Here is a 25479-nt window from a genome sequence, read left to right on the forward strand (position 1 = left end):
TTTTTTTAAATGTTGTTATCAAAGGCTTTATTATAGGTTTCTACTGCTTCTTCAATTTTTCCAAGTTTTTCGAGGATTCTCGCTTTATTTAGTATAGATGATTTTATTAATAGCTTATCTTTAACATTTTTGTTTGAAATAATTTTATCATATATTTTTAAAGCATCATCAACTTTGTTGAGATTTTCATATATCAAAGCTAAATAGAACTTTGCTTCAACATCATTTGGAAATTTTTCTAAATATTTGGTTATATAGTTTAATGCCTCTTCATAATTATTATTTGCCAATTCTAAATAAGCGATATCTTTATAAACATGAACTAGATTTTCGTTTAAGTTTATTGCCATTTTTAATGCATCTAACGCTTCTTTTATATTTCCAAGTTTCTTTAAAATTCTTCCTTTTAAATACCATGCATGGGCATCATCTTTTTTAATACTTAAAATTTTATTCACACAATCCAGTGCTTCATCTAATTTCCCAAGTATTTCTAATATTGATGCCTTCTGTCTTAAAATTGAGGTTAGATTTGGATATATTTTTAAAAATTCATCAAGAGCTTCAAGTGCCTTTTCAAATTCTCCAAATTCTATATAAATTAAAGCTTTATGGAATGGAGACAAATAGCATGGTTTAGATAATCTTGATAACTTCTCAATATATTTTAATGTTCTTTCATACTCTCCTTTAACGAATGTTAAACATATAAGATTCCCTAAAGACAATAAAGATGTTCCTTCAATATTTTCTAAGCATTCAAAATATTTTTCTGCTTTTTCCATATCTCCTTTGAGTTTTAACACAATTCCTTTTACATACAATACTAAAGGATTATCCTTATCAACTTTCTGAGCTTTTTCTAAATATTCTAATGCTTTATCAAAATTTCCTTTATCTGCACATTCTAAGGCATTAACAACATCTTTTAATATTTCTAATGTTTTTACCATATTATCATAATCCATTTATACCACTCTAATAAATCTGTTAATTTGAATGTTGTGTTATAATGTTGTGTTATATTATTTGTATATAACTATAACATTTAACATTGAAGATATTATCTATATAAAAATATAAAATTTACTCTTGTGAAGATTCCATTGAAGATTCGATAAAAGGACAATTAATAAAAATAGGTTTATATGTTTTATTGTAAATTTTCGAACCTTATAAAATTACGAAAATAGGAAAATTAAGGAATTATTTTGCATTTGCATAAAGATAGTAAAGCTTATTAAATTTATTCACTGTATTTTGTATTTTATTATTTAATATTTCTTCAAGGTTGTTAATAGCTCCTGTTGGACATACTTCTTTGCAAATCTCAACATCTCTTTTATAACATCCATTACATTTTATCGCTACTCCATCAATTCTTATAGCTCCAAATGGACATGCTAAAGCACACAAACCACAACCAACACACTTATCTTTTATAACCACCACTTTGTTATTAATCCTCTCTATTGCATTCTCCGGACATGCATATAGACAAGGATTTCTATCACAATGCATACATTTTATTGGAAATTCATTGAAGGTTATTCCATTTATTGGACAACTCCTTTCACATCTCCTACATCCAATGCAAGACCCAACATTTACTACAACCATTTTTTCACCATCAATAGCCAATAAAAGAAAACTCTTCACTTGGTGCATAAGGGATTAAAAAAGATAAAAAGTTATAATATTACAACAATTTAAGGTTTAACTTTTGCGTCTATTGTTATTTTTGAAATTAAACTGTTATCTGATTTTTGTGTAGGAAGAGACATCTTACTAAATAAATCTAAAGACTTATCCCTCTTAGCAAATATTAACTCATTTACATCAACAAGCTCTAAGCATCTCTTTGAGCAAGCTTTAACACATGCTGGTTCATCTCCATTGCATAAAATACACTTGTATGCTTTATCCTCCATCAATATAGCTCCAAATGGACATGCTAAAGCACATAAACCACAACCAATACAAACATCTTCATTTAAATAGACGTAGCCGTCTTTATGTTCAATTGCTGAAACTGGGCAGACTTCCTTACAAGGAGCTGAAGCACAGTGTTGGCAGACAATTGGAATGTATTTGCCATCTTTCTCCATTATGGCAATTCTTCCAACTTTATTCTTCTCCATGCATGCCTTAACACAATCCCCACAGTTATCACAGTTGAAGTTTGTCATGATTATTTTTTTCATCACCATCACCAAAAACTATTTTAATTTTAGTAAAAAAAGAAATTTTAATTACAATCCTAACAACTTACATTTCTCATCAATATATTTTTGAATTCTCTCAATATCCTCATCAGTTAAATGCCTATATCTCTTCTGCATCTTTAGATATTCCCTAACTGGCTTTCTCTTAGCTGGTTTGTATGTAATTCTAAACTCCCCATTTTCAATTTCATAAAGTGGGAAGATTCCAGTTTCAACAGCCAATCTTCCGATTTCTATTGTTTTTTCTGGTGGATATCCCCAACCTGTTGTACAAGGTTGTAAAACTTGTATAAACTTTGGCCCTTCAATGCTTAAAGCTTTTTTAACCTTTCTCATAAAGTCCTCTGGATATGAAATGCATGCGGTAGCAACGTAAGGAATACCATGAGCTGCCATTATCATTGTCATGTCTTTTTTAGGCCTATCCTCTCCTCTAATCTTTGAACCAGCTGGAGATGTTGTTGTAGCGGCCATGAAGGGCGTTGATGAACTTCTCTGTATTCCAGTGTTCATATATGCTTCATTATCATACATAATATATAATATATCGTGCCCCCTCTCCATAGCTCCACTCAATGCCTGAAAACCAATATCTGCTGTTCCTCCATCTCCTCCAATGGCAATGACATTTATTTTTTTATCAGCAAACTTTCCTCTTTTTCTCTTCAATGCCTTTACAGCTGCTTCAATACCGCTTGCAGTTGCTGCAGCGTTTTCAAATGCTGTATGAATCCAAGGAACTCTCCAAGATGTTTCTGGGTATGGGGTAGTCATAACCTCTAAACAGCCAGTGGCGTTTGTTATAATTGTATCTTTTCCAGCTACCTTTAGCAGTAATCTTGCTACAATAGCAGCTCCACAGCCAGCACATCCTCTGTGTCCTGGTGCAAAATATTCTTCTCTTGGAAATTGCATTACAATCACCTTAAAAAATTATTTAAATAAAATTATTTATTCCTTTAATCCAACCCATAATGTAGAGTCATCCTCTGCCTTTTCAACATGGTTAATTATTGTCTTTATATCATCTATTTTGATGTCTCTTCCCCCTAAACCAACAATGTAGTTGCAAACTTTCTTATTCTTTAAAATTGATGCCATTTCAATACCTAAAGCTCCTTTATTAAATCCTAATGAGATGTTTTTATCTAACACAGCTATATTATTGGCATCTTTTAAAAGCTCCTTAACATCCTCTTTTGGGAATGGTCTAAAGGCTCTTATTCTTAACAATCCAACATTTTTGCCTTCTTTTTTAAGTTCATCAATAACATACTTTATTGTCCCACAAACAGAACCCATTGCAACTAAAACGGTATCTGCGTTATCTAAGTTATAAGCCTCGACTAAACCATTTCCATACTTTCTCTTAAACCATTCAGCAAATTCCTCATTAACATCCCTAATAACTTTCTTAGCCCTCTCCATAGCCTCCTCTATCTGTTTCCTTGTCTCCATGTAGCAATCTGGAACTCCTACTGGCCCTTGAGTTATTGGTCTGTCTGGGTCTAAATATGCGTGTTTTGGTTCATAAACTCCTAAAAATTCTCTAACTCTCTCTGCCTTTGGAATTGTTACTGGCTCTACTGTGTGAGTTAAGATAAATCCATCTAAACAAACCATGACTGGCAATAAGACGTCTTCATTTTCAGCTATCTTATAAGCTTGAATAATGCTGTCAAGTGTTTCTTGGTTATCTTCAACATATATCTGAATCCATCCACTGTCTCTCTCTGCTATTGAATCTTGGTGGTCATTCCAGATGTTTATAGGAGCTGATAAAGCTCTGTTAGCAACCATCATAACTATTGGCAATCTCATACCTGATGCAATGAATAACATTTCATGCATCAAAGCTAAACCTTGTGAAGCAGTTGCAGTAAATGTCCTTGCTCCTGTTGCAGCTGCCCCTATGCAAGCAGACATTGCTGAGTGCTCACTCTCAACCTTTATATATTCAGCATCTAACTCTCCATTAGCTACAAACTCAGCTAACTTCTCAACACACGTTGTTTGTGGTGTAATTGGATAGGCAGCTATAACATCAACATCAGCTAATTTAGCCGCTTCAGCAGCAGCTGAAGTTCCTGTAATAACCTTGACTTCACACATAGTTTCCACCTTAGTAATTTAGTGTTTATTTTATTTCTCTTCTCTAACCTTTGTTATTGCATTTACTGGACATTCGTTCATACATATTAGGCAACCTTTACAGTAATCATAATCTATTTTGAAGTTTCCATTTTCATCTTCTTGAATAGCCCCCTCTGGACAGAATATATAGCAATTTTCACATTTTACACATTTTTCATTGTCTAAAATTGGTCTAAATGTTCTCCAAGTCCCTGTTTTGTTTTTAATTGAGTTTCCTGGCTCATATATAATAGCTGCAATTGTAACCATTTAATTCACCTCAATAATTTATCCATATTTTTTTAACATCTCATTGTATGCTACTTCAGCAGCTTTAGCGTTTTTCTCTCCTAATTTACCTTTAAATGTATCTAAAATAGCTTTTTTAACTGATTCTATGCTAACAATTCCTGTAACTCCAGCAAAAGCTCCAACCATTGCAGTATTTACAATTGGAACTCCTAAAACATCTAACGCTATTCCTGTAGCATCAATTGTATATGTTTTGTAGCCTAAATCTAAATCATCCTTAACAGTGTTAATTACAACAGCGCCATCTTTCTTTAACCCCTCAACAACATTAACACTCTCTAAAAGAGTAGCATCCTGAACAATAACATAATCTGGCTCATAGATTTGGCATCTTAATGTTATCTTCTTATCGTCTATTCTTGTGAATGCCATAACTGGAGCCCCTCTTCTCTCAACACCAAAGAATGGAAATGCTTGACAAAACTTTCCATCATAAAAAGCAGCTTTAGCTAAAATTTGTGCTGCTGTAACAGCTCCTTGTCCTCCTCTTCCGTGAAATCTAATTTCTATCATACACTCACCTTAAACTGTCATTATCAATCATTAACAATTATTAAAAGTAATATATAAAGTTTTGGAGATTTAAGCAATTAACGAAAATAGTTTAGGCATAAGAAAAAATAAAATTAATTTACATGGATTACATAGTCTTTCTCTAAAAATGATGTTGTATTTATTTTTGAGAATGACACTATAGCAGTTCCTTTTTTAACTCCTTCAATATAATAGCCGATTTGATTTTTAAACAGCTTTATTGTTGAATTACTGTCATAAATCTTAATCTCCCAGCTTTCATTTAATGGAATTTCATAGATTTCTCCAACTGAGATTTTATTTTATTAAAAGAGGCATTTATGGGAATTACATCTTTCATTGCTAATTTCTGCCCTAAACCATCATAGTAATATCCATCTACTTTGATTATTATGTGATTTGCTAAAATATCAATAGACAGTAGTAAAATCAAAACTGACATTAAGAGGATTAAAATCGTTGATGATTTTGGTCTCATTTTCTCACGTTTATTTTTCATAGTGGTTTTATAGGATTTTCCACAGTTTATATATTGAATTTGGAATTTAAATACTCAAAGAGTGTTATTATATAATAAAATATTTCCTCATGCGAAAGTCCTATTTTATTTCCAATTATTTATAATTCTAAGTATTTAAATATTTTTATGAAAAATTTTATATACAAAAATGTTAAACATACTTAACATAATGTAAAGTATTATTAACATGATAGAGGAAAAAGATGGGTAAATTACTTCTCGGATTTTTAACAGAGTTTTTAATAATAGATGAATTAAAAGCAGAGATATTTAAAAAATCATCCATTATGTTAATCCTTTCTTTTTGGATTTATTTAGTTCTGATTCTTAATTTTATGGCTTTCTTTAATGTAAAAGTTGCATTTTCTTTAGATATAGTTATATTTTTAATGGCAACTTTTGTTTTGAATTTGATATTATCTTTTATCTACTGCTTTAAAATACACTTAAGGTGAAACTATGGACTTAAAAAGTAATATAAAACTTATATTGGCTACTGATTTATTAGCAGTTTTAATTTTATCTCTATTTATCAAAAATTTTAAAATGGTTTTAGCTTTCTTATTGGCAGTGTTTGTAATTTGGTTATTTATTGATAAAAATAATATAAATGAAAGGTTATATGAGAATTTATTAGCAATGAGTGTTGGATTTATTGAAGGGATTTTGATATTTTTAGGAATTATCTACAATGAGGTATTTTTAGATATTACTTTAGGAATATTTGCAATACTTATTTTAATTGTTATGGGGATTTTATTTCCAAAGTATAAGTTAATCTTTGAAGTTTTTGATGAATTCGTTGAGCATCTTAAACAAAAATCTGGATTTTTAACTTTAATATCAATTTTCGGAATGTTACTTACTATTTATGTGTTTTTATTGATATTACCTTCAAAAGAGTTCTGTATTAACGCAGTTGATATTATTAGAACAATAATGCTTGTTATTACGGCAAATATGTTTATAATTGAGTTCTATACATTTAAAAAGTTTTCATAGTGAAACAATGAAAAACAAGCTGAAATACTATAGAGCATTGCATAATTTAACTCAGGAGGATTTAGCAAAAAAGTTAGGAGTTAGTAGGCAAACAATCATCGCCATAGAGAAGGGTAAATACGACCCTTCTTTAAAATTGGCATTTAAAATAGCCAAGTTTTTTGGTGTTAAGATTGAGGATATATTTATTTATGAAGATGATGAATAATTATTGGTGAGATTATGATAACTATAGATATTACAAAAAAGGAAGATATCGATGATATGATTAATCTATTAAAACAACTTTTTGAGATAGAGAAGGATTTTACTCCAAACTATGAAAAGCAAAAAAGGGATTAGAACTTTTATTAAATAAAGAGGATGCAGTAATCTTTGTTGCAAGATATAAAGGAAGAGTTATAGGGATGTGTTCTATTCAAACCTTAATATCAACTGCTGAAGGAAGGGAGTTGGACTCTTAGAGGATTTAATTGTTGATGAACATTTTAGAGGTAGAGGTATTGGGAGCAAACTTCTATTGGAGGCTGAGAGATACTGTAAAGAAAATGGGTTATTAAGATTATCATTATTGGCAGATAAAGACAACACAAAGGCATTAGAGTTTTGTAAATCAAAGGGCTGGGAATTTACAAACCTTATTTGTTTAAGAAAATTTTTTGATGGTGAGAAATGTGATTAAGGAAATAACTGAAGAAAAATTAGAAAATTATTTTAAGAGGACAGAGGAAGCTATAAAAATTATTAAAAAAGGCATGCCACCAAAGAGAAGTTTGTTGTATGATGTTGCTAAGGACTTTTTATTGATGATAGAGAGCTATTTTGAAGATGCCAAGGCATTTAAAGAGAGAGGAGATTATGTGACTGCCTTTGCCTCTCTAAATTATGCCTATGGCTGGATTGATGCAGGTGTTAGATTGGGAATTTTTGATGTTGGAGATGATGATGTGAGATTTACCCTTGCTAAATGATTTTAAATTTTTTATTTTAATTATTTATTAATTTACATTAATTGATTTTCATAAATAAAAATAAAAAATAAGATTACACTAAATTTTGTTATATCATAGTATTCTCTCTTTAAAGCTTATTTTAAAATTATCTTCTATGATTTTTAGAACGTCCTCTAAAGAAAATGTGTTTAACTCCTCAGCAAATTTAGCGTGTCTATTGGGTGGTGAGGACTGCACTCGTCTCCAGCAATACAGCCACAACAAAGAATTACTCCAACTACGGAACAAATCAAAAGAAATAATTTCAACATTTTCATAAACATCCCTATAATTACTCTTTTTTAATTTTTTACTAGTTCCTACCTTTATTTTAATTGACTATCAATTCAAACGCTTACTCTTTGCTCTTATTTTATACTCAACCTACTATATGTATTTTTCTAATATCTCTAACAACCTTCCCAGTAATCGACCTCCTCCCATAATCAACAACCTCAACATCTACAAACTCTCCAATTTTAAGATTTTTATCTAAAATTCCAACTAATAATGGATAACTTCCAAACTGTCTTCCAAAGTATAAATCTTCCCTTTCTTTAACTTCAACAAATACATCTCTTAATATTGTCCCTTTTGGAACAACCCTTTTAAGCATTTTATTATCTATTTCTTCCCTAACTTTTTCTTTAAACCATAAAAATAACTTTTTTCTCTTCTCTGCCTTTTTTATGTCTTTTAGAGTTATATCAGTCCCAAAAAATGGAACAACTTGCCTTATGTTAATCCTTCTAATCATAAAGCCCCTATCATAGATTTCTTTTAAATATTCAAAATTTATAGTAAATGTTTCTTTTCTCTCCCCTTTTAATCCAAACAATAAATTTATGCCTGGCAATAAATACGGCAGCCCAGTTTCTCCCCTTTTTCCTCCAACTTCATTTAAAATTTCTACAGCCTTTAAAACATCTTCTGGTGTTGTTAATAAGTTGTTGGCTTTAATTACTTTCTCATCAAAACTCTCAACACCAAAAGCAGCAACATTTCCAGAAGTGCAGTATTTAACTAATATTTTAGCTACCTCTCTACTTTCATCTTCATGCCTTGCTATCACTGCAGGATTTGCATTATCTATATGCAAAACCTTTGGATTTGAAACGTTCCTAATGCCTTTAAACAGCTTTTCAATTGCTTCAACATTTGGTTTTGGAACCTCTTCCTTCTCGGAATCAATTGATTTATATGAAAACATACATGGCTGTCTTCCAATTCTGAAATATTTTATTCCCTCATTATATAATACCTTAATTTCGTCTATGATATCTTTTTCATCTCTAAATTTTGGCAATCCAAACCTCCTTGGCTCTGTGCAAAAAGAGCAGCCTCCAGTTAAAGCTCTTGGGCATCCTCTATAAGTTTCAATCTCAGCAATTATATATGGATAGTTTGGATGCTTTTTAACAACCTTAGCTCCTCTTATTGCATATTCTCTCAACTCTTCATAGGTTCTATATCTGTTAAAATCAATCTTTTCTATGCTTCCCTCTCTCAACAAATCATTTAAAACTGCCTCTAAATCACCCTCAGCAACAACATCAAAAAATGCTTTATATTTACTCTCATCTTCTATCTTTCCTCCAATCATTGAAGAGCCATATTTTGTCGCTGCTGGCCCCCCCAAAATTTTTAAGCCATCATATTTATATAATATAGAAACAAACTCCTTTAATGTTGCAGGATTTGCATTTAAATATTTTCCAGGTGTGTGAAATCCACAAATACAAATTATTGCATCGTATTTATTTAAATTAAAATCTCCTCTAATTTCTCTAAATTTATCGATAGTTATATAATCCACTTTAACGTTATATTTATCTAAGGCACCATAAGCATATCTTGGGTAAATGCCTATATAAGGGGGCACCCCCAAACCAGCGGGTTCGTCAGTATAACCATCTAATATTAAAGCTCTCCCTATCATCATAATAATCACCAAAAAATCGCCAATGATGACGATTGGCTTTGCTGAGTCTGTGATGAACCGTATGAGCACTGAGGCGATTTATAGTTTAAATTGAACAAAAATTAGAAAATTAAAATTAAAAATAAAATGAAAATTTATTCCTCAAATAAACTAAATACATATTTTGTCCAATTCATCCACAAATCATTAGCTTTTCTACTTTTCTCATAAGTTTGCATAATTATATAGTAATTACCAACTTTTCTATAATAGCAGTAACTAATTGATAAATTGGCATTTTTTGGAATGAACTCGTAATATATGTAGTTGCCAAAAATATCCCTTTCAGGATACTCTTTAACTTCATTATATATGTATGCATAGGAAAGGTCAATTGGCTTTCTGCTGACTACAAAGGTTATGTTTTTATATTTTTTTATTATTTTATCATCAAAGTCCGTCTCTTCATTATAAGGAAGATTTAAAAACATCTTGTCCATATCAACTGGCTTTGAAAAATCGTATTTTTTTGTAGTTTTTGTTATATTATTTGTTCTATTTTCATCATTTGTAATATTTAACTTACAGGATTCTTCTTTTAAATTTTCTATTGGTTTATTGTTTTGGACTTTTATATTTTCTTTTTCAATGACTGTCATATTTGGTTTATTTACTTCCTCTTTTTCATTCTCAAAACATCCACAAATTGAAATAGTTAAAATTAAAGATAATATAAATAAAACAATTATTGATACTTTTTTCATACTCAACCCCTTTTTCTTTCTTTATTTTCAATTTTCTCCCTTAAAATTTTTAAAAGTTCAGCATCTTTTTTAACCACATATTCAATTTGGGGTCTATATTTAAAAAGCCCGGGGGTTTCCCAATTAAATGTCTCTTCCCTTTTACCTTTAAGATTTATTTGTATTGAATTTAAAGATACAAAAAACTCTATTACCTCATCCCAACTATAAAACTCATTATCTACTTTTATCCCATTATCTAAAACAACTAATTTCTTGGGTTTTAAAAAGATATAGGCAAAAAGTGCAATAATTAATATATCAACAGCTAATATAATAGAAAAAGAAAGCTTAAGACTATGAAGAATAATTGAAATATATAAAATAACAATAATGCTCATAGAAAATATTACTGCCCCAACAATCTTATAAGCATTATAAACTCTATAAACCCTCATGATACCACACAAAAAGAAAAAAATATTAGTATATCTATGAGTTATTCCATATTAAAATATTTCTATCGAGTGTTATCCTAAAACAGCCCTCTCCAACTCTTCTGGTCTATGTAACTCTCCTCCAATTTTATCCACTAAAATAACCTCTTCTGCTTTTTTGCAAACTCTCTCAACCTCATAATATATCTGTCCTAAATTCATCTCTGGAACTACAACTTTCTTAGCCTTCAACTTTTTTAATAAATCATCTGGGAATGGATAAACAGTTATCAACCTTATATATCCAACATCCAAACCTTTTTCTCTCAAATTTCTAACAGCATGTTTTACAGTTCTTGAAGGAGAACCATAACAAACAAATACTATTTCTGCATCTAAGTTCTCTCCTTCCCATTTAATTATCTCATCTTTATTTTTTCTTATTTTATTCACTATTCTCCTAACTAACTTATCATGAGTTTCTGGTGAAACATCTGGGTAGCCTCTCTCATCATGAGTTAAACCAGTTATATGCACATTATAGCCCTCTCCAAATACTGGCATCTCTGGGATTAATTTATCAAAAGGATATGGCTTTTTACATGGCTTTTCTTCTGGCTTTTTTCTATTAATTATCTCAATATTATCATGCAAAATTACTTTTTCTCTCATATGCCCAACTATCTCATCAGCCATTACAAAAACAGGAATTCTGTATTTTTCAGCATAGTTAAAAGCCATTATTGTGAAATCATACATCTCTTGGACAGAGCTTGGAGCTAAGGCAATAACTTCATAATCTCCATGGCTTCCCCATCTACACTGCATCATATCTCCCTGGGAAGCCATGGTTGGCTGTCCTGTGGAAGGGCCGCCTCTTTGAATATCCACAACTACACAGGGAGTTTCTGTCATGTATGCAAATCCTATATTCTCCTGCATTAAACTAAATCCAGGGCCTGAAGTAGCTGTCATTGCCTTTAATCCTCCCCAACTTGCTCCAATAACTGCTGCTATACTTCCAATCTCATCTTCCATTTGTATATAATATCCTCCAACCTTTGGTAATTCTCTCGCCATTGCCTCGGCTATCTCTGTGGATGGAGTTATTGGATAGCCAGCGAAAAACCTACATCCAGCTTTTATAGCTCCCTTTGCACATGCCTGATTTCCCTGCATAAACTCAACTTTCATTAAACCCCCTCCTTCTAAGCTACTTTTATATAATATAACCTTGTGTTAATATTTAACGACTATAATATAATAGAGAAGAAAATAACAATTTAAAAAAATAGAAGCATGGGCTAATTTATCTAAAACTCTTTAACTGCTGCCATATCTCTTATTTTCTTAATTTCATCGAACTGTGGTTTTTTTATTTTTGGTTCTACCCTAATTGGCTGGACAATATTGGTTAATCTCCCACCTGGAGGAACCATTGGCAGAGCTTCAGCAGGGTCTATAACAATATCTAAGAGGTATGGCTCATTACTTAATATTGCTTCTTTCAACTTCTCTTTAATTTCATCTGGGCTTATTATTCTATCAGCTTTAACTCCATAACTTTCAGCTAATTTAACAAAGTCAGGACTCTCTCCCAAATGAACTTCACTCTGCCTCTGCCCATAGTATAGGTTTTGCCATTGATAGACCATTCCCAAAGTTCTGTTGTCAAAAATACAGATAACAACAGGAATATCATATTCGCTAATTGTTGCCAACTCCTGAGAGTTCATCAAAAATCCTCCATCTCCAGTAATAGAGATAACATTAGCATAAGGTTTAGCTACCTTTGCCCCAATTGCAGCAGGGAAACCAAAACCCATAGTTCCTAAACCACCAGAAGCTAAAAAGCTTCTTGGCATCTTTGTTTTAAAGAAGTGTGCCATCCACATCTGATTTTGTCCAACATCTGTTGTTATAATTGTGTTTTTTAATTTTGAGTCAATCTCATTCAAAACTTCCATTAAATCCTTAACAAACCTTTGTGGCTTTATTGGCTTATCATCAAAGTCCATCATTGGGATAGATAATTTTTTTAATTCATAAATTCTTTCAAGCCATGTTTCTTTGTCTTTAATTTCTAATGCTATTAATGCAGCTAACAAATCTCTCAAAACATTTTTTGCATCTCCAACTATTGGAATATCAGCTCTAACATTTTTTCCTATCTCAGCTGGGTCTATATCTATATGAATAATCTTTGCCTCTGGAGCAAAGTATCTGATATCCCCAGTAACCCTATCTGAAAATCTACATCCAATAGCTATGAGAACATCACACTCCGTAACTGCGTAATTTGCAGCTTTAGTTCCATGCATTCCAACCATTCCTAAAGCTAAAGGATGGTCTTCTGGGAAACAACCCTTACCCATTAAGGTTGTGCATACTGGAATTTTAACAAACTCAGCTAATCTCAATAACTCTTCTGAAGCTCCACTAATTATAACTCCTCCACCAGCTAAGATTACAGGTCTCTCAGATTCAGCTATCAATTTAGCAGCTTTCTTTATCTGTAGAGGATGCCCTACAGTTTTTGGTTTATAACCTGGCAAATCAACCTTTGCAGGAATTGGGTATTTTTCAATATCTATTTCTCCATCTTGCACATCCTTTGGGAGGTCTATATGAACCGGTCCTGGTCTTCCAGTTGTGGCAATTTCAAAAGCGGCTCTAAACGTCTCTGGAATCTCTTCTGGTTTTTTTATTTGGAAATTGTGTTTTGTTATTGGCATGAATAATCCAAGAGCGTCAATCTCCTGAAATGCATCGTTTCCAATAAGTTTTGTTGGGACTTGCCCTGTTAAAGCAATAACTGGAGAAGAATCTGCATAAGCGGTTGCTATCCCAGTAACTAAGTTTGTAGCTCCAGGGCCAGAGGTAGAGACGCAAACCCCAGCCTCTCCACTTGCTCTCGCAAATCCATCTGCTGCATGTGCTGCTGCCTGTTCATGCCTTGTTAATATATGAACTAAATCGCTATCATACAACGCATCATAAAAAGGAAGCATAGCTCCTCCTGGATAACCAAATATAATCTTAACTCCCTCCGCTTCCAATGCTTTTATGATTGCTTCAGCACCTTTCATCCAATCACCAAAAAATGTTAAGGGTAAAGTAATGATAAAATTGAAATCATATATAAAAATTTTTATACTAAGGATTTAGCATTTGAAGAACTTTAAAAAGTTTGATATAAAAAAGTGTTGGTATTTAATATTTAATTACTAATCTTAAAGACTAAAAATAAAAAATAGAATTAAAGAAAGAAATTATTCTGACTCAGCTGGCTGGACATCTCTTACTTTTATTGTGAATTTTAATTCTTTTCCAGCAAGCTCGTGGTTAAAGTCTAAAGTTACAGTATCATCAGTAACTTTTATTATCTTTGCAGGAATTCCACTGGCTAAGATTAACATTCCCTCCTGTGGTTCAAAGTCAGCATCAGCAAACATTTCCTTAGGTATTTCTTGGATTAATCTCTCATCTCTAAGTCCATAACCTTTTTCAGGAGGAATTGTTACAGTTTTTTCTTCTCCAACTTCCATGCCTATAACAGCCTCTTCAAAACCTTCGATTAATTCTCCATTACCTACAATAAATCCAATTGGCTCATATTCTCTTTCAGGATAGTATATTTTATTTTCTTTAGCTACTTCTTCAATTGATGTGTCAATAACTTTTCCATCTACTTCTAATATATAATCTACTTTGACATAGTCACCTTTTTTAATCAAGTTAATCAACTCCTAACCTTTCCAAATACTTTTTGTGAAGGGTATATAAATAGTTTTTTGTTATTATTTTTTATGGACAAAAGCGTCATATTTGGGGGTTTTTATGGAGAAGTTAAAAACGTATTTGGAGCTTATTAGAGTCAAAAACTGCATAACTGCATCTATTGGTGGGATTATAGGTTATTTAATATCATCAAACTTTGAGATTGATATTTTAAAATCTCTTTTAGTATTTTTTGTTGTATTTTTTGTTTGTGCTTATGGAAATGTAATAAATGATATTTTTGATATTGAGATAGATAGAATAAACAAGCCATCCCGTCCTTTACCATCAGGAAAAATTAAATTAAATGAGGCAAAAAAATTTTCAGCCATTCTATTAATTTTGGGATTAGTTCTCTCATTATTCATAAATATATATGCATTGATTATTGCTGTAATTAATGCACTTTTCCTCTATCTATATGCAAAAAAATACAAAAAATATAAACCAATTGGGAATTTTATTATTGGTTATTTAACTGGTTCTGTATTTCTATTTGGTGGAGTTGCTGGAAAAAACGTTATGCCAGTAGTTATTTTGTTTTTATGCTCTTTGCTTTCAATTTGGGGTAGGGAGATTGTTAAGGACTTTGAGGACATGGAAGGGGATAAAAAAGAAGGCGTTATTTCACTACCAATAAAGTATGGTAAAAAATCTTTATATTTTGCTACATTTTTGGTTGTTTTAGCGGTTATATTAAGCCCTCTTCCATACATTTTAAAAATATTTGGGATATGGTATCTAATTTTGATAGCAATATGTGATATTTTGTTTATCTATGCTATGGCTTTATTGTTAAAAGAGCCAAATAAAGAAACTGCTTCAAAGGTTTCAAAATTCTTAAAAATCATAATGAACATTGTTCTTTTGGCATTTATTGTTGGAGCCATAAAACTATAGTCACTCATCAAAAGCAAAATATTTTTAACCAATACATAAATATAAAACCCCAAGGGTTTTATAAATACCCAATGACTTCCAAAATTTTTGATGATTGACTATAAAAATATCAAGAGATAATAAAAATAGAAATCAAATATAAAACTTTGGTGAAAGGATGTTTCCAGGAAAAGTAAATCCAAGGATGTTAAAGAAAATGCAGAAGATGATGAAAGATTTTGGTATGGAAACTGAAGATTTAGATGTCAGAAAGGTAATATTTGTATTTGATGATGAGGAATGGGTATTTGAAGAACCAAAAGTTCAAGTTATGGACATATTAGGAGTTAAAACCTACTCAATAACAGGAAAACCAAAGAAGATTAAAAAAGAAAAAGTAGAAGAGGAAGAAGAAGTTAAGGTTGAGATAACAGAAGAGGATGTTGAGTTGGTAGCTAAGCAGTGCAACGTTTCAAAGGAAGAAGCAAGAAAGGCATTAGAGGAGTGTAATGGAGACATTGCTGAAGCAATATTAAAATTAGAAGAAGAAAAAGAAGAAAATTAAATTGAAATATAAATTCCTCTATCCTGTAGCTTTTTTAAGCATTTTTTGCAATATCTCCAATCCTTTAAATCCACATCGATAATAGAATTTGAAAAACTCATAACACATCTCTTATTTTCGCAATGTATTAATCCCAAAACATGGCCTATTTCATGTATCGCCTCTTTTAAAGCCCTAATTTTTAAGACATCTTTATTTGGTGGCAACCCATAAAATTCAGGTCTTAATCTTGCCAGTGATATCAAAGCTCTTTTTCCAAATAACTCTGCCTCTCCAAACACAAAATTTAAATTGTCTGCGTATATATCTACCTCGGTAACACCTAAAACGATATCTTCAACTGTTGGTAGAGATTTTAAAATTAAGGTTGAATTAAATTGCCCTCTACTAAAATTATAAGCATAAATTGGAATATCAATTTTAGGAAGTATTTCACACATTCCAAAAACTTCCCCAAATTTTTTCTTTAAAAATTTTAAAATCTCATCATTAACATCTCCAACTGGTTGGATACAAATTCTCATAATCATCACCAATAAAAAATAGTTAATTATGTATAGGACAACATTATAAATTTAAATGAAAATGTTTCATAAAATTTATTTTGGTGATAGTGTGGTAAAGCTAACAGAGGAGATGGTTAAATCCTTAGAAAATGAGATTGTATTTATAGCAACAGCTTCAAAGGATGGAGTTCCAAATGTAGCGGCAATGAGGGCAATTAAAGTCTTAGATGCTGAGAAAGGGATTGTTTTAATAGCAGATAACTTCATGAACAAAACCCTAAAAAATATCTTAGAAAATCCAAAAGTTGCTTTAACTACCGCAAATTGTAAAGACATGCCTTACCAATATAAAGGAACTGCTGAATACTACAAAGAAGGTGAATATTTAAAAATAGCTGAAGAGGTTGATAAAGCATTAAAACCAGATTTGAAACCAAAAGGAGCTGTTGTCATAAAAATAACTGAAATCTATAACTTAAAATCTGGGCCAGATGCTGGTAAGTTAATAGCTAAAGATGAATAAATAACTCCTTAACTATTTTTCATCCTTTATATGGGGTGTAATTTTATATCACATGGAAATAGATAACTTTATATGCCCTCTTTTATTATTATTCATTGATTATTATTTTTACTCAAATGAGGGAAAATAGGTGAGACCATGGCTGAGTGTGATGGAAAATGTGACACTTGTCCATCAAAAAATACCTGCCCAGATACAAAGAAACTCTTAGCCCAGCAAGATGCAAAAATTAGAGAAAATATGTCAAAAATAAAACATAAAATAGTTATTTTGAGTGGTAAAGGAGGGGTTGGGAAATCAACAGTAACAGTTAATTTAGCTGCTGCTCTAAATTTAATGGGCAAAAAGGTTGGAGTTTTAGATGCGGATATTCACGGCCCTAACATTCCAAAGATGCTTGGGGTTGAGAACACCCAACCTATGGCAGGACCAGCTGGAATATTTCCAATAGTTACAAAAGATGGAATAAAAACCATGTCTATTGGATATCTATTACCAGATGACAAAACTCCTGTTATTTGGAGGGGGCCAAAGGTTAGCGGAGCTATTAGGCAATTTCTATCAGATGTAGTTTGGGGAGAACTTGATTATTTATTAATAGATACTCCTCCAGGGACAGGAGATGAGCAATTAACTATCATGCAATCAATTCCAGATATTGATGGAGCTATAATTGTAACAACACCAGAAGAAGTTTCTGTCTTGGATGTTAAAAAATCCATTATGATGGCTAAAATGCTAAACATCCCAATTATTGGAATTATTGAAAATATGAGCGGGTTTGTTTGCCCATACTGCAATAAAGTTGTGGATATATTTGGTAGAGGAGGGGGAGAAAAAGCTGCTAAAGAGCTTGGAGTTGAATTTTTAGGTAGAATTCCTTTAGATATTAAAGCAAGAGAAGCAAGTGATAAAGGAATTCCAATGGTTTTACTTGATTGTAAAGCAAGTGAAGAGTTTAAAAAGATTGTTAAAAGAATTGTTGAAAAGGTCGAAGGTAAAAAAGAATAAAATTTCTCATTCAATATATTTTAAACATTCTGGGAAGTATTTTTTAATATAGTCTCTATCCGTTTCCCGTTTCCATAGCTTACCATAGCATTTAATAACTTACTATACGAATCGGTAAGCTATGGAAATGGGTTGTCCTCAGCCCATAGCTTCATCGGGAACACCATTCCCTTCACTATAAGTTCATCAGACTTAGGACTGAACAGATACAGCCCCAAAATCCAAACTTCGTTAATATTTAGTATCAACATTTCGTCTCGAAGGCAAAGCCTCCTCATTAACATTATGATATAACAATACATATTACTATTTTAATAAAAAAACAATATTTATATTGTGATATTGTTTATTATGATATGCTACTGTAAGTTATAGAAAATTAAAAACTGTTTCGAACCCTAATTTCTCTATTCTAAAAATCACTACAGGAATCTCCACAACCTTTTTTTTATGAAACTCGTATATTGCAGGAATTCTAAAAAATGCCTCATAGATGTGAGTTATTTTTCCCCCTTTATCTTCAACATACTTAATAACAAAATCCTTTGTTGGATAATTGTGAATAGTATAAATAATATCCCCAATCTCTAACGCCTTATCTAAAAATACTCTATCAGCATGTTTTTTCTGGGCTCCAAATGGAGGATTTTGAATAACTACTCTCTTTAAATCCCTATCTTCACCAAGCACATTATTTAAAAATTCATCATCAACATCTCTAATGTCCATGCAATAAAAATCTACATCAACATTTAGCTTTTTAGCGTTCTCTTTAGCTGCTTCAATACTCTCCCTATCGATATCTATACCAATAGCCCTCTTAGCTCCTAAAATTTTGCTACCTATAGCTAATCTTCCAGTTCCACAACCTAAATCGATAACAACATTGTTATAAAAATCATTCACAGCAAAAAATAAAATATCAGCTGCTAATTTTCCGTCTATTGTATATTGCTCTAAATCAGCTTTTGGATTTGGATGTCTTTTTAAAGAATCTAACATCATTTCTAAATGCTTTTTCTTTATCATCTCTTCACCATCTAAATATGTAATTATATAGATGTTATTTAGTATAAAAATAAAGAAAATTAGCCAATTTATTCAATGTTGATTCCTTTCTTAATTGAGGATTCTGCCTTTGGTAATATAACTGATAAAACACCATTTTCAAACTTAGCTGAGGCATTTTCTTCCTTAACAGTTGCAGGAAGTTTTATTGTTCTATATATTTCTTCCTCTTCTGGAATTTCTGAGTAGATAATTCTTTCACTCTCAGTTATCATTAATGGGCTTCTCTTAGCTCTAATCTCTAATGTATCTCCAACTGCATTTAAAATTATGTCCTCTTTATTAACCCCTGGCAACCATGCAATAACTTTTATATGCTGGTCTCCTTCAATAATTGAGATTGGCATGAACCCTTTTCCAGAAATTTGTATTCCTGTTGAGCTTTGAATCATTGTGGTTCCTGTCATTGGTGTTGCAAAAAACTCTTTAAACATTCTTTCAAATAATGAATCAAATGGGTCTCTTCCGAACATTTGCCCCCACCTCTCTTTTTTGGTTTTCTATATATGTAATGTTTTTGAAGTTCTATATAAACTTTTCTATAATCTATTAATTTAAATTATGGAATACAACTGTAAATAAAAAAAACATCAAACAATATAAAAATAGGTAAATTAAAAAAGCCGTTATTTTTTTACAAAATTAATTTCACTAACATCCATTGAAATCCATTTAATTTCTTCTTTCACGAATTCTTTTAACAACATTAATATTTCAATTCTATTCTCAACAGGGATATCTGTTTGATATAGGAATGAAAACAACCTGTTAATACCCTCTTTTTCTTCCTTTATTAGGGCCAATAAATCTGACATCTGTATTTCATTTTTTTGATTTTGAGAGAGCAAGTATTTCCATCTCCAAAGTCGTAGTTTTATTAGAAAATTGAACAAATCTTCCATCATCTCTCTTGCAAACTCATCCCCACTCAAGCATTCTTTAACGATATCAGAAAGCAAAACCGTTCCAAATTTTTTCATAAAAATCCCCTCACAATTTAAGGCTTGGAGTTCATAATCTCAAATAGTTCATACAGCGAGGAATACAACTTTTTCCCTAACTCTGTGAGTTCAAATTTCTCTTTATTTTTCTTAATAAATCCATTACTAATCAAAAAATCGATGTATTTGGAAAAATTTCTCCAATCTAAGTTTGCAGCATACATAATTCTTGTTTTTATTTGTTCTCCTTCCTTGATAATATGCAAAATTTCAAAAATCACTTCAAATTGAGACCTTTTATACCTTCTATTCCTATTTTTATTATTTGAGAGTGGAGGGGGAATCCTCATACTACCACTTTAAAACATTTTTATTTTATTTTTATTTAAATGTTTAAATGAAGTTTAATTAGAGATGTCTCCTAATCAACATAGCACCTAATCCCAAGATGCTGATGATTAAAACTGCAGTAATTACCAATTCTTTTGTATGAATCTCATTACCAACTACCATTATCGCAACTTTTGTAGGCAAAACTACACTCGCTTTTAGATTCACGCCTTTTTTATCATCTCCATAATCTACTGGACTAATTTTCGTTAAAATATCTCCTTCATAGTTGTCCTTTTCCTTTACAGTAAATGTGATATTAACCCCAACAGTTTCTCCTGGTTTTAATGTAAAGTTATTCTTCATAATTTTGACTTCTACTTTTTTAGAATTATTTAAATCTCCAGTTGTAACCATTTCCACTTTAACTGGGAAACTATTGGGATTTTTTACATAAATAATGCTATTTATATCTTGAGGAAGCCCATTGCTTGCATTCACCATGATATCAATTTTTGGTGGAGTTATTGCCCCACTTAAACCACTAACCTGTGAAATGGCCATAATGACAAATATGACAGATAATAAACCAAAAATTGCAGAGAATTTTTTCATAAGTAATCACCTTACTATCAAAAAATTAAAAAGTTGGGGGATTTATAATCCAAGTCCATAGAATGTAATTGAACCTCCATAGCAACCGCTTGGTAATGGTGTTGGAACATCGAGTGTGAAATTAACTTCTAAAGCATTTGTATGGCATGGTTTGAGTGGTTGCCATAATAGAACTTTGACATTGTTTTGGAGGTGAGTATTGTAGCTCTGTGTCATATTGTTTGCTTTTATAACATGTGCTTTGATATTCTCTGCTGGAATTATTCCAGTTCCTCCTGCCTGTGTCATTGAGGTTGCTGAAACGAATACTGCTATCTTAGTTCCTACTCCATCTGGGTCAATATTGTGGATTGTTACAACATTCTCAGTTGCTGGGACATTAGTATCTCCTGGATTTACATTACCGAAGCTTAATCCTGTGAATGGAGCAGGATATGCATCGTTATCTTTTGTAACGTTTATTCCAATCATTGGGTTCAAGAATATCTTACCTTTCTTGATGTATCCTGTGCATGCACCATGTTTGTCTGTTGCTTTAACATAGACATCGAAGCATCCGTATGCGCCTGCAGGGACTGTCCATTGTGCGTAGAATGTTAAGGTTGTTAAATCAGCATCTCCACTTGTTGATGTGTCAAATCCTGCATGGATTACATATGTTGGATTTGAAGGAGATTGTCCTTGTGGAACTAATAAGAAATCTACTCCAGCTCCATTTGTTTGTAAATCTTGCTCCCCGTTAGGGTCGCTAACATTTACATAGAAGGTTACTCCTTCTCCAGTATAGGCATAAGCCTCTAAAGCGTCACTTCTTAAAAGACCAGGAGTTACTCCAGTTGTATTCTTATATTCATATACTTTTATTCCTTGAACTGTTCTTATTACCATTTCGTAACTGCTACAATTAACTACAGGCTTAAGGTTGTCTACAGTTGCAGTTGTGTGTCCTGTTCCATAAGTTGTTGAAATAGCAAATGTGGAACCCATTACTGCAACTCCCATGATTATTGAGAGTAGCAGCGATAATATATACCTCGTAGAATTTTTCATTTCAAACACCTCATAAATTTCTTAAATTTTATTAGCAAGGAAAACCTCCCCCAATTATTGAGAGTATTAAATAAATCAACCAATGTATAATGCTACCATCTACTACCATTTGACATCACCCAGCAGTTTTAGACTTCAATTTTTGTAATACTTGACTTACCCTCATTATCACCTCCCCCACATCTTCTGATTATACTATATTGTGTATTTTGTTAATATGATTTATGAATGTAAAGCATGTGGAAAAAACAGATGTGTTAATCCATTTAGTTTTTAAATTTTTTATGAAAAGTAAAAAAGAAAATAAGGCAATTATTTATCTGGATAAATTAATCTAAAAACTTCTTCAATTTTCTCCAATAATAACTCACCCTTAGGTGTTAATGTATAAACCCCATCTGTTTTTCTGATAAATTCATTATCTAACAAGTATCCTATATAATTACGAAATGTTTTCCAATCTAAATTTGCAGCATACATTATTTTTGTCTTTTTTAATTCCTTGTTCTTTACAGCCTTTAAGATTTCAAATATTATCATTATTTTGTCTCGCTTTACACTTGGTAAAGTACTTTTATCTTTATCATCCTCACAATCTTTTATATCTTTTCCAATATATTTTAATATTATCCTTTTCAATAAGTCCTCCTGATACACTTCAGGAATTTCTTTTAGAATTAAAAGGGCATTTAAAATAGCATCTTTGTCATTTTCTAAAAGTACCTCTTCTAAATGTTTAATTAGTTGAGTAATTTGGACTTTTCCTTTTAGATATAAATTTCCTAAAATAGCTAAACAAGTTATTTTTAATTGAATATCATCAGATTTTAAAAAACCATAAATTTCCTCTAACAATAATGTATCTTCTTCAATCAGTTGTAAAACATCATTTATTTTACCATTTTTAATTAACTCTTTAATTTCTCCTTGTTTTGAAATACATTTCATAGTTTCACCCCAAAACGACCCGCAAACAGAACAGAGATTACATATAAATATTGTTCGTAATTTTATTATATTAAAATTACTTTAACAATGCTTTATTCAAATTTAATATTTATATATCGGCATAGGAGGGATTACAAATGTTTGGAAAATTAAAAGAAAAACTCTTAGAAACTGCATCAAAGATTACTGAAAAAATATACAGCAAAGGAGAAGCTGAAGAAGTTAAAGAAGAAAAAGAGGAAAAATCAAAAATATCCTTCACAAGTTTATTTAAAAAAGAACCTAAAAAAGAAGAAGTAAAAAAAGAAAAAGCAGAAGAAGAAATTAAAAAATCTGAAATTGTAAAAACAGAACCTTCTGAAAAAGTAGAAGAAGCTAAAGAGGAAATTAAAGAAATTAAAGAAGAAAAAGAGGAGAAAAAAATAACGTTCTTTGATAGATTTGGCTTAACAAGAGCTATTAAGAAAGTTCTTAAAAAAGAAGTTGTTATCTTAGAGGAAGATATAGAAGATGTCTTAGAAGAGTTAGAAATAGCACTCTTAGAGGCAGATGTTGCATTAGAAGTTGTTGAAAAGCTAATTGAAAATATTAAAAATGAATTAGTTGGAAGAAAAATCTCTCCAGATGATAACGTAGAAGAGATTACAATAAACGCAGTAAAAAATGCTATAAAAAATATATTATCCCAAGAAAAAATTGATATTGAAGAAATAATCAAAAAGAATAAAGCAGAAGGAAAACCAACAGTCATCGTATTTGTTGGAATCAATGGAACTGGAAAAACTACAACTATAGCTAAATTAGCATATAAATTAAAGCAGAAAGGTTATAGCGTAGTTTTAGCCGCTGGAGACACTTTCAGAGCTGGAGCTATTGAGCAATTAGAACAGCATGCTAAAAACGTTGGAGTTAAGGTTATTAAGCATAAGCCGGGAGCTGATTCTGCGGCAGTTATCTATGATGCTATACAACATGCAAAAGCAAGAGGAATTGATGTTGTTTTGGCTGATACAGCAGGAAGACAGGCAACAAATGTTAATTTAATGGAAGAGATTAAAAAAGTGGTTAGAGTCACAAAACCAGATTTGGTTATATTCGTTGGAGATGCTTTAACTGGAAACGATGCTGTATATCAGGCAGAAGAATTTAATAGAGCAGTGAATATTGATGGAATTATCTTAACAAAAGTAGATGCTGATGCTAAAGGTGGAGCGGCTCTATCAATAGGCTATGCAATTGGAAAACCAATTTTATATTTAGGAGTAGGACAGAGGTATCAAGATTTAATAGAATTTGATGCTGACTGGATGGTTAGGAAATTGTTTGGAGAAGAAGAGTTTGAATTTTCAACTGAAAGAGAGTTTTAATATTAAAAAATTTTTATTCGGACAAGTTGTCATTATATGCTGCGTGAGCAATTGCATGAGCTAAGAATGGAGCTAAGATTAGATAAACAAACGCTAAAAGAGTTTCTCCCAAAGCTATAAAAATTAAGAAGCATGCACAGTCAATAACACCTAAAATATGTATCCTTGCATAAATTATGTTTTTTCTATCTTTTTCTATCCATAATCTATAAGAAGCCAACAAAATACCAAATGAAGCGATAAGAACAAGAATATCTTTAACAATTCCAATAAATTGTTCCATAAGCATCACCAACTTATTAGGAATTTATAATGATTAATAATGATAAATCTTATTTATAACTTTTGGTGATAATAGGCTTATATTGCCATGGGGAAAACCCCTATTGGGATACCCGAGCGAGGTTGCCAAGACAACCTCACTTTAATAAAGATTTGAGAGCATATCAATAGGAGCAAAACCCTTGGATGTATAACTTTTTTGGTGGATAACATGTTTATTGTGTTTGAGGGTATAGATGGTAGTGGAAAAACTACACAATCAAAGCTTTTAGCTAAAAAAATGGATGCATTTTGGACTTATGAGCCATCAAATAGCTTAGTAGGGAAAATAATAAGAGAAATTTTATCTGGAAAAACAGAAGTGGATAATAAAACCTTAGCTTTGTTATTTGCGGCTGATAGAATAGAGCATACAAAATTAATAAAAGAAGAATTAAAAAAGAGAGACGTTGTTTGTGATAGATATCTATACTCATCTATTGCCTATCAAAGTGTTGCAGGAGTTGATGAGAATTTTATAAAATCAATAAACAGATATGCTCTAAAGCCAGATATTGTTTTTTTATTAATTGTTGATATTGAGACAGCATTAAAGAGGGTTAAAACAAAAGACATATTTGAAAAAAAAGATTTTTTAAAAAAAGTTCAGGATAAATATTTAGAGTTAGCTGAAGAATATAATTTTATAGTTATTGACACAACAAAAAAGTCAGTAGAAGAGGTTCATAATGAGATTATAGGTTATTTAAAAAACATACCTCATTAATTGTATAGAGACTATCAAGTTAAGTTTTT

At 31.3% G+C, this 25479-nt stretch carries 33 protein-coding genes; 10 read left to right on the top strand and 23 right to left on the bottom strand.

Annotated features, from left to right (window positions below; genetic code table 11):
* Positions 1 to 5: 5 nt before the first annotated feature.
* The 8 genes from MJ_RS01385 to MJ_RS01420 form a co-directional block, all read right to left on the bottom strand.
* Complete coding sequence (locus tag MJ_RS01385; protein ID WP_010869760.1) at positions 6 to 968, bottom strand: tetratricopeptide repeat protein; 963 nt, start codon at positions 966 to 968, stop codon at positions 6 to 8.
* 238 nt (positions 969 to 1206) lie between these two features.
* Positions 1207 to 1620, bottom strand: a complete 414-nt coding sequence (locus MJ_RS01390) for a 4Fe-4S dicluster domain-containing protein (RefSeq protein ID WP_064496442.1) — start codon at positions 1618 to 1620, stop codon at positions 1207 to 1209.
* Between the two features lie 89 nt (positions 1621 to 1709).
* Positions 1710 to 2204, bottom strand: coding sequence for a 4Fe-4S dicluster domain-containing protein (locus tag MJ_RS01395; RefSeq protein ID WP_064496443.1), 495 nt, complete (start codon positions 2202 to 2204; stop codon positions 1710 to 1712).
* A 48-nt stretch (positions 2205 to 2252) separates the two neighbouring features.
* A complete protein-coding gene (gene porB / locus MJ_RS01400; RefSeq protein ID WP_064496444.1) occupies positions 2253 to 3140 on the bottom strand; it encodes a pyruvate synthase subunit PorB in 888 nt (295 codons plus the stop codon).
* Between the two features lie 36 nt (positions 3141 to 3176).
* Positions 3177 to 4337, bottom strand: a complete 1161-nt coding sequence (porA, locus tag MJ_RS01405) for a pyruvate synthase subunit PorA (protein ID WP_064496445.1) — start codon at positions 4335 to 4337, stop codon at positions 3177 to 3179.
* Between the two features lie 30 nt (positions 4338 to 4367).
* A complete protein-coding gene (gene porD / locus MJ_RS01410) occupies positions 4368 to 4628 on the bottom strand; it encodes a pyruvate synthase subunit PorD (protein ID WP_010869765.1) in 261 nt (86 codons plus the stop codon).
* A gap of 18 nt (positions 4629 to 4646) precedes the next feature.
* Entirely contained in the window at positions 4647 to 5183 is a 537-nt protein-coding gene (porC, locus tag MJ_RS01415) for a pyruvate synthase subunit PorC (protein ID WP_010869766.1), read from the bottom strand.
* A 283-nt stretch (positions 5184 to 5466) separates the two neighbouring features.
* On the bottom strand, positions 5467 to 5682 hold the full coding sequence (locus MJ_RS01420; protein ID WP_064496446.1) for a hypothetical protein: 216 nt from the start codon (positions 5680 to 5682) through the stop codon (positions 5467 to 5469).
* Between the two features lie 501 nt (positions 5683 to 6183).
* Here MJ_RS01420 and MJ_RS01430 point away from each other — a divergent pair.
* The 4 genes from MJ_RS01430 to MJ_RS01445 all read left to right on the top strand — a co-directional run bounded on the left by MJ_RS01430 (position 6184) and on the right by MJ_RS01445 (position 7697).
* Positions 6184 to 6726: a hypothetical protein gene (locus tag MJ_RS01430; RefSeq protein WP_010869768.1), complete on the top strand. Its 543-nt coding sequence runs from the start codon at positions 6184 to 6186 to the stop codon at positions 6724 to 6726.
* A gap of 7 nt (positions 6727 to 6733) precedes the next feature.
* Positions 6734 to 6934 (top strand): helix-turn-helix transcriptional regulator, encoded by a 201-nt coding sequence (locus tag MJ_RS01435; protein WP_064496448.1) that lies wholly within the window; start codon positions 6734 to 6736, stop codon positions 6932 to 6934.
* Between the two features lie 294 nt (positions 6935 to 7228).
* Positions 7229 to 7408 (top strand): GNAT family N-acetyltransferase, encoded by a 180-nt coding sequence (locus MJ_RS09680; protein WP_244409529.1) that lies wholly within the window; start codon positions 7229 to 7231, stop codon positions 7406 to 7408.
* Complete coding sequence (locus MJ_RS01445) at positions 7404 to 7697, top strand: DUF357 domain-containing protein (RefSeq protein ID WP_064496905.1); 294 nt, start codon at positions 7404 to 7406, stop codon at positions 7695 to 7697. Before MJ_RS09680 ends, MJ_RS01445 begins: the two co-directional genes overlap by 5 nt.
* A gap of 400 nt (positions 7698 to 8097) precedes the next feature.
* On the opposite strand, the gene MJ_RS01450 is transcribed toward MJ_RS01445, so the two are convergent.
* The 6 genes from MJ_RS01450 to MJ_RS01475 form a co-directional block, all read right to left on the bottom strand.
* Positions 8098 to 9657: a radical SAM protein gene (locus MJ_RS01450; protein WP_064496906.1), complete on the bottom strand. Its 1560-nt coding sequence runs from the start codon at positions 9655 to 9657 to the stop codon at positions 8098 to 8100.
* Positions 9658 to 9794: 137 nt separating this feature from the next.
* The gene (locus tag MJ_RS01455) at positions 9795 to 10403 is read right to left on the bottom strand and encodes a hypothetical protein (protein WP_064496449.1); all 609 of its coding nucleotides are present in this window, start codon (positions 10401 to 10403) and stop codon (positions 9795 to 9797) included.
* Positions 10404 to 10405: 2 nt separating this feature from the next.
* On the bottom strand, positions 10406 to 10783 hold the full coding sequence (locus tag MJ_RS01460; protein ID WP_244409439.1) for a hypothetical protein: 378 nt from the start codon (positions 10781 to 10783) through the stop codon (positions 10406 to 10408).
* A 129-nt stretch (positions 10784 to 10912) separates the two neighbouring features.
* Complete coding sequence (locus MJ_RS01465; protein WP_010869774.1) at positions 10913 to 12013, bottom strand: 2-oxoacid:acceptor oxidoreductase subunit alpha; 1101 nt, start codon at positions 12011 to 12013, stop codon at positions 10913 to 10915.
* Positions 12014 to 12132: 119 nt separating this feature from the next.
* The gene (locus MJ_RS01470; protein WP_010869775.1) at positions 12133 to 13908 is read right to left on the bottom strand and encodes an acetolactate synthase large subunit; all 1776 of its coding nucleotides are present in this window, start codon (positions 13906 to 13908) and stop codon (positions 12133 to 12135) included.
* Between the two features lie 183 nt (positions 13909 to 14091).
* Positions 14092 to 14556, bottom strand: coding sequence for an FKBP-type peptidyl-prolyl cis-trans isomerase (locus MJ_RS01475; RefSeq protein WP_064496908.1), 465 nt, complete (start codon positions 14554 to 14556; stop codon positions 14092 to 14094).
* Positions 14557 to 14659: 103 nt separating this feature from the next.
* Between MJ_RS01475 and MJ_RS01480 the strand changes: the two genes are divergently transcribed.
* Together MJ_RS01480 and MJ_RS01485 are read left to right on the top strand one after the other, a co-directional pair.
* Positions 14660 to 15499 carry a geranylgeranylglycerol-phosphate geranylgeranyltransferase gene (locus tag MJ_RS01480; protein WP_064496450.1) on the top strand — a complete coding sequence of 280 codons (840 nt, stop codon included), beginning with the start codon at positions 14660 to 14662 and terminating at the stop codon, positions 15497 to 15499.
* Between the two features lie 157 nt (positions 15500 to 15656).
* Positions 15657 to 16043, top strand: coding sequence for a nascent polypeptide-associated complex protein (locus tag MJ_RS01485; protein ID WP_010869778.1), 387 nt, complete (start codon positions 15657 to 15659; stop codon positions 16041 to 16043).
* Here the strand turns inward: MJ_RS01485 and MJ_RS01490 are convergent.
* The gene (locus tag MJ_RS01490; protein ID WP_064496451.1) at positions 16040 to 16573 is read right to left on the bottom strand and encodes an archaemetzincin family Zn-dependent metalloprotease; all 534 of its coding nucleotides are present in this window, start codon (positions 16571 to 16573) and stop codon (positions 16040 to 16042) included. The genes MJ_RS01485 and MJ_RS01490 overlap by 4 nt on opposite strands.
* 85 nt (positions 16574 to 16658) lie before the next feature.
* Between MJ_RS01490 and MJ_RS01495 the strand changes: the two genes are divergently transcribed.
* Positions 16659 to 17072 carry a pyridoxamine 5'-phosphate oxidase family protein gene (locus MJ_RS01495; RefSeq protein WP_064496452.1) on the top strand — a complete coding sequence of 138 codons (414 nt, stop codon included), beginning with the start codon at positions 16659 to 16661 and terminating at the stop codon, positions 17070 to 17072.
* Between the two features lie 138 nt (positions 17073 to 17210).
* Positions 17211 to 18083: an Mrp/NBP35 family ATP-binding protein gene (locus MJ_RS01500; protein WP_010869781.1), complete on the top strand. Its 873-nt coding sequence runs from the start codon at positions 17211 to 17213 to the stop codon at positions 18081 to 18083.
* 369 nt (positions 18084 to 18452) lie between these two features.
* On the opposite strand, the gene MJ_RS01505 is transcribed toward MJ_RS01500, so the two are convergent.
* From MJ_RS01505 to MJ_RS01535, 7 genes are all read right to left on the bottom strand, one after another.
* Positions 18453 to 19112 (bottom strand): METTL5 family protein, encoded by a 660-nt coding sequence (locus tag MJ_RS01505; RefSeq protein ID WP_010869782.1) that lies wholly within the window; start codon positions 19110 to 19112, stop codon positions 18453 to 18455.
* 68 nt (positions 19113 to 19180) lie between these two features.
* A complete protein-coding gene (locus MJ_RS01510) occupies positions 19181 to 19624 on the bottom strand; it encodes a heat shock protein HSP16.5 (protein WP_010869783.1) in 444 nt (147 codons plus the stop codon).
* Positions 19625 to 19777: 153 nt separating this feature from the next.
* Positions 19778 to 20131, bottom strand: coding sequence for a hypothetical protein (locus MJ_RS01515; protein ID WP_010869784.1), 354 nt, complete (start codon positions 20129 to 20131; stop codon positions 19778 to 19780).
* Positions 20132 to 20148: 17 nt separating this feature from the next.
* Positions 20149 to 20442 carry a winged helix-turn-helix domain-containing protein gene (locus MJ_RS01520; protein ID WP_010869785.1) on the bottom strand — a complete coding sequence of 98 codons (294 nt, stop codon included), beginning with the start codon at positions 20440 to 20442 and terminating at the stop codon, positions 20149 to 20151.
* Positions 20443 to 20500: 58 nt separating this feature from the next.
* Positions 20501 to 21037 (bottom strand): hypothetical protein, encoded by a 537-nt coding sequence (locus MJ_RS01525; RefSeq protein ID WP_010869786.1) that lies wholly within the window; start codon positions 21035 to 21037, stop codon positions 20501 to 20503.
* 42 nt (positions 21038 to 21079) lie between these two features.
* Entirely contained in the window at positions 21080 to 22087 is a 1008-nt protein-coding gene (locus MJ_RS01530; RefSeq protein ID WP_064496453.1) for a hypothetical protein, read from the bottom strand.
* 312 nt (positions 22088 to 22399) lie between these two features.
* Positions 22400 to 23035 carry a winged helix-turn-helix domain-containing protein gene (locus MJ_RS01535; protein WP_010869788.1) on the bottom strand — a complete coding sequence of 212 codons (636 nt, stop codon included), beginning with the start codon at positions 23033 to 23035 and terminating at the stop codon, positions 22400 to 22402.
* 137 nt (positions 23036 to 23172) lie between these two features.
* Here MJ_RS01535 and ftsY point away from each other — a divergent pair, with 137 nt between their 5' ends.
* The gene (gene ftsY / locus MJ_RS01540) at positions 23173 to 24402 is read left to right on the top strand and encodes a signal recognition particle-docking protein FtsY (protein WP_010869789.1); all 1230 of its coding nucleotides are present in this window, start codon (positions 23173 to 23175) and stop codon (positions 24400 to 24402) included.
* 13 nt (positions 24403 to 24415) lie between these two features.
* On the opposite strand, the gene MJ_RS01545 is transcribed toward ftsY, so the two are convergent.
* Positions 24416 to 24691 carry a cation:proton antiporter gene (locus tag MJ_RS01545; protein ID WP_064496454.1) on the bottom strand — a complete coding sequence of 92 codons (276 nt, stop codon included), beginning with the start codon at positions 24689 to 24691 and terminating at the stop codon, positions 24416 to 24418.
* Positions 24692 to 24895: 204 nt separating this feature from the next.
* Between MJ_RS01545 and tmk the strand changes: the two genes are divergently transcribed.
* The gene (gene tmk, locus MJ_RS01550) at positions 24896 to 25450 is read left to right on the top strand and encodes a dTMP kinase (protein WP_064496455.1); all 555 of its coding nucleotides are present in this window, start codon (positions 24896 to 24898) and stop codon (positions 25448 to 25450) included.
* Positions 25451 to 25479 lie beyond the last annotated feature (29 nt).

Origin of the sequence: Methanocaldococcus jannaschii DSM 2661, from assembly GCF_000091665.1 — an archaeon.
Classification (GTDB): Archaea; AGJL01; Methanococci; order Methanococcales; family Methanocaldococcaceae; genus Methanocaldococcus; species Methanocaldococcus jannaschii.

Bases quoted from the DNA above. Each gene is read 5' to 3' on its own strand.
- MJ_RS01385 (WP_010869760.1), bottom strand. From the start codon at position 968: ATGGATTATGATAATATGGTAAAAACATTAGAAATATTAAAAGATGTT.
- MJ_RS01390 (WP_064496442.1), bottom strand. From the start codon at position 1,620: ATGGTTGTAGTAAATGTTGGGTCTTGCATTGGATGTAGGAGATGTGAA.
- MJ_RS01395 (WP_064496443.1), bottom strand. From the start codon at position 2,204: ATGAAAAAAATAATCATGACAAACTTCAACTGTGATAACTGTGGGGAT.
- porB (WP_064496444.1), bottom strand. From the start codon at position 3,140: ATGCAATTTCCAAGAGAAGAATATTTTGCACCAGGACACAGAGGATGT.
- porA (WP_064496445.1), bottom strand. From the start codon at position 4,337: ATGTGTGAAGTCAAGGTTATTACAGGAACTTCAGCTGCTGCTGAAGCG.
- porD (WP_010869765.1), bottom strand. From the start codon at position 4,628: ATGGTTACAATTGCAGCTATTATATATGAGCCAGGAAACTCAATTAAA.
- porC (WP_010869766.1), bottom strand. From the start codon at position 5,183: ATGATAGAAATTAGATTTCACGGAAGAGGAGGACAAGGAGCTGTTACA.
- MJ_RS01420 (WP_064496446.1), bottom strand. From the start codon at position 5,682: ATGAGACCAAAATCATCAACGATTTTAATCCTCTTAATGTCAGTTTTG.
- MJ_RS01430 (WP_010869768.1), top strand. From the start codon at position 6,184: ATGGACTTAAAAAGTAATATAAAACTTATATTGGCTACTGATTTATTA.
- MJ_RS01435 (WP_064496448.1), top strand. From the start codon at position 6,734: ATGAAAAACAAGCTGAAATACTATAGAGCATTGCATAATTTAACTCAG.
- MJ_RS01450 (WP_064496906.1), bottom strand. From the start codon at position 9,657: ATGATAGGGAGAGCTTTAATATTAGATGGTTATACTGACGAACCCGCT.
- MJ_RS01455 (WP_064496449.1), bottom strand. From the start codon at position 10,403: ATGAAAAAAGTATCAATAATTGTTTTATTTATATTATCTTTAATTTTA.
- MJ_RS01460 (WP_244409439.1), bottom strand. From the start codon at position 10,783: ATGAGCATTATTGTTATTTTATATATTTCAATTATTCTTCATAGTCTT.
- MJ_RS01465 (WP_010869774.1), bottom strand. From the start codon at position 12,013: ATGAAAGTTGAGTTTATGCAGGGAAATCAGGCATGTGCAAAGGGAGCT.
- MJ_RS01470 (WP_010869775.1), bottom strand. From the start codon at position 13,908: ATGAAAGGTGCTGAAGCAATCATAAAAGCATTGGAAGCGGAGGGAGTT.
- MJ_RS01480 (WP_064496450.1), top strand. From the start codon at position 14,660: ATGGAGAAGTTAAAAACGTATTTGGAGCTTATTAGAGTCAAAAACTGC.
- MJ_RS01485 (WP_010869778.1), top strand. From the start codon at position 15,657: ATGTTTCCAGGAAAAGTAAATCCAAGGATGTTAAAGAAAATGCAGAAG.
- MJ_RS01490 (WP_064496451.1), bottom strand. From the start codon at position 16,573: ATGATTATGAGAATTTGTATCCAACCAGTTGGAGATGTTAATGATGAG.
- MJ_RS01500 (WP_010869781.1), top strand. From the start codon at position 17,211: ATGGCTGAGTGTGATGGAAAATGTGACACTTGTCCATCAAAAAATACC.
- MJ_RS01505 (WP_010869782.1), bottom strand. From the start codon at position 19,112: ATGATAAAGAAAAAGCATTTAGAAATGATGTTAGATTCTTTAAAAAGA.
- MJ_RS01510 (WP_010869783.1), bottom strand. From the start codon at position 19,624: ATGTTCGGAAGAGACCCATTTGATTCATTATTTGAAAGAATGTTTAAA.
- MJ_RS01515 (WP_010869784.1), bottom strand. From the start codon at position 20,131: ATGAAAAAATTTGGAACGGTTTTGCTTTCTGATATCGTTAAAGAATGC.
- MJ_RS01520 (WP_010869785.1), bottom strand. From the start codon at position 20,442: ATGAGGATTCCCCCTCCACTCTCAAATAATAAAAATAGGAATAGAAGG.
- MJ_RS01525 (WP_010869786.1), bottom strand. From the start codon at position 21,037: ATGAAAAAATTCTCTGCAATTTTTGGTTTATTATCTGTCATATTTGTC.
- MJ_RS01530 (WP_064496453.1), bottom strand. From the start codon at position 22,087: ATGAAAAATTCTACGAGGTATATATTATCGCTGCTACTCTCAATAATC.
- MJ_RS01535 (WP_010869788.1), bottom strand. From the start codon at position 23,035: ATGAAATGTATTTCAAAACAAGGAGAAATTAAAGAGTTAATTAAAAAT.
- ftsY (WP_010869789.1), top strand. From the start codon at position 23,173: ATGTTTGGAAAATTAAAAGAAAAACTCTTAGAAACTGCATCAAAGATT.
- MJ_RS01545 (WP_064496454.1), bottom strand. From the start codon at position 24,691: ATGCTTATGGAACAATTTATTGGAATTGTTAAAGATATTCTTGTTCTT.
- tmk (WP_064496455.1), top strand. From the start codon at position 24,896: ATGTTTATTGTGTTTGAGGGTATAGATGGTAGTGGAAAAACTACACAA.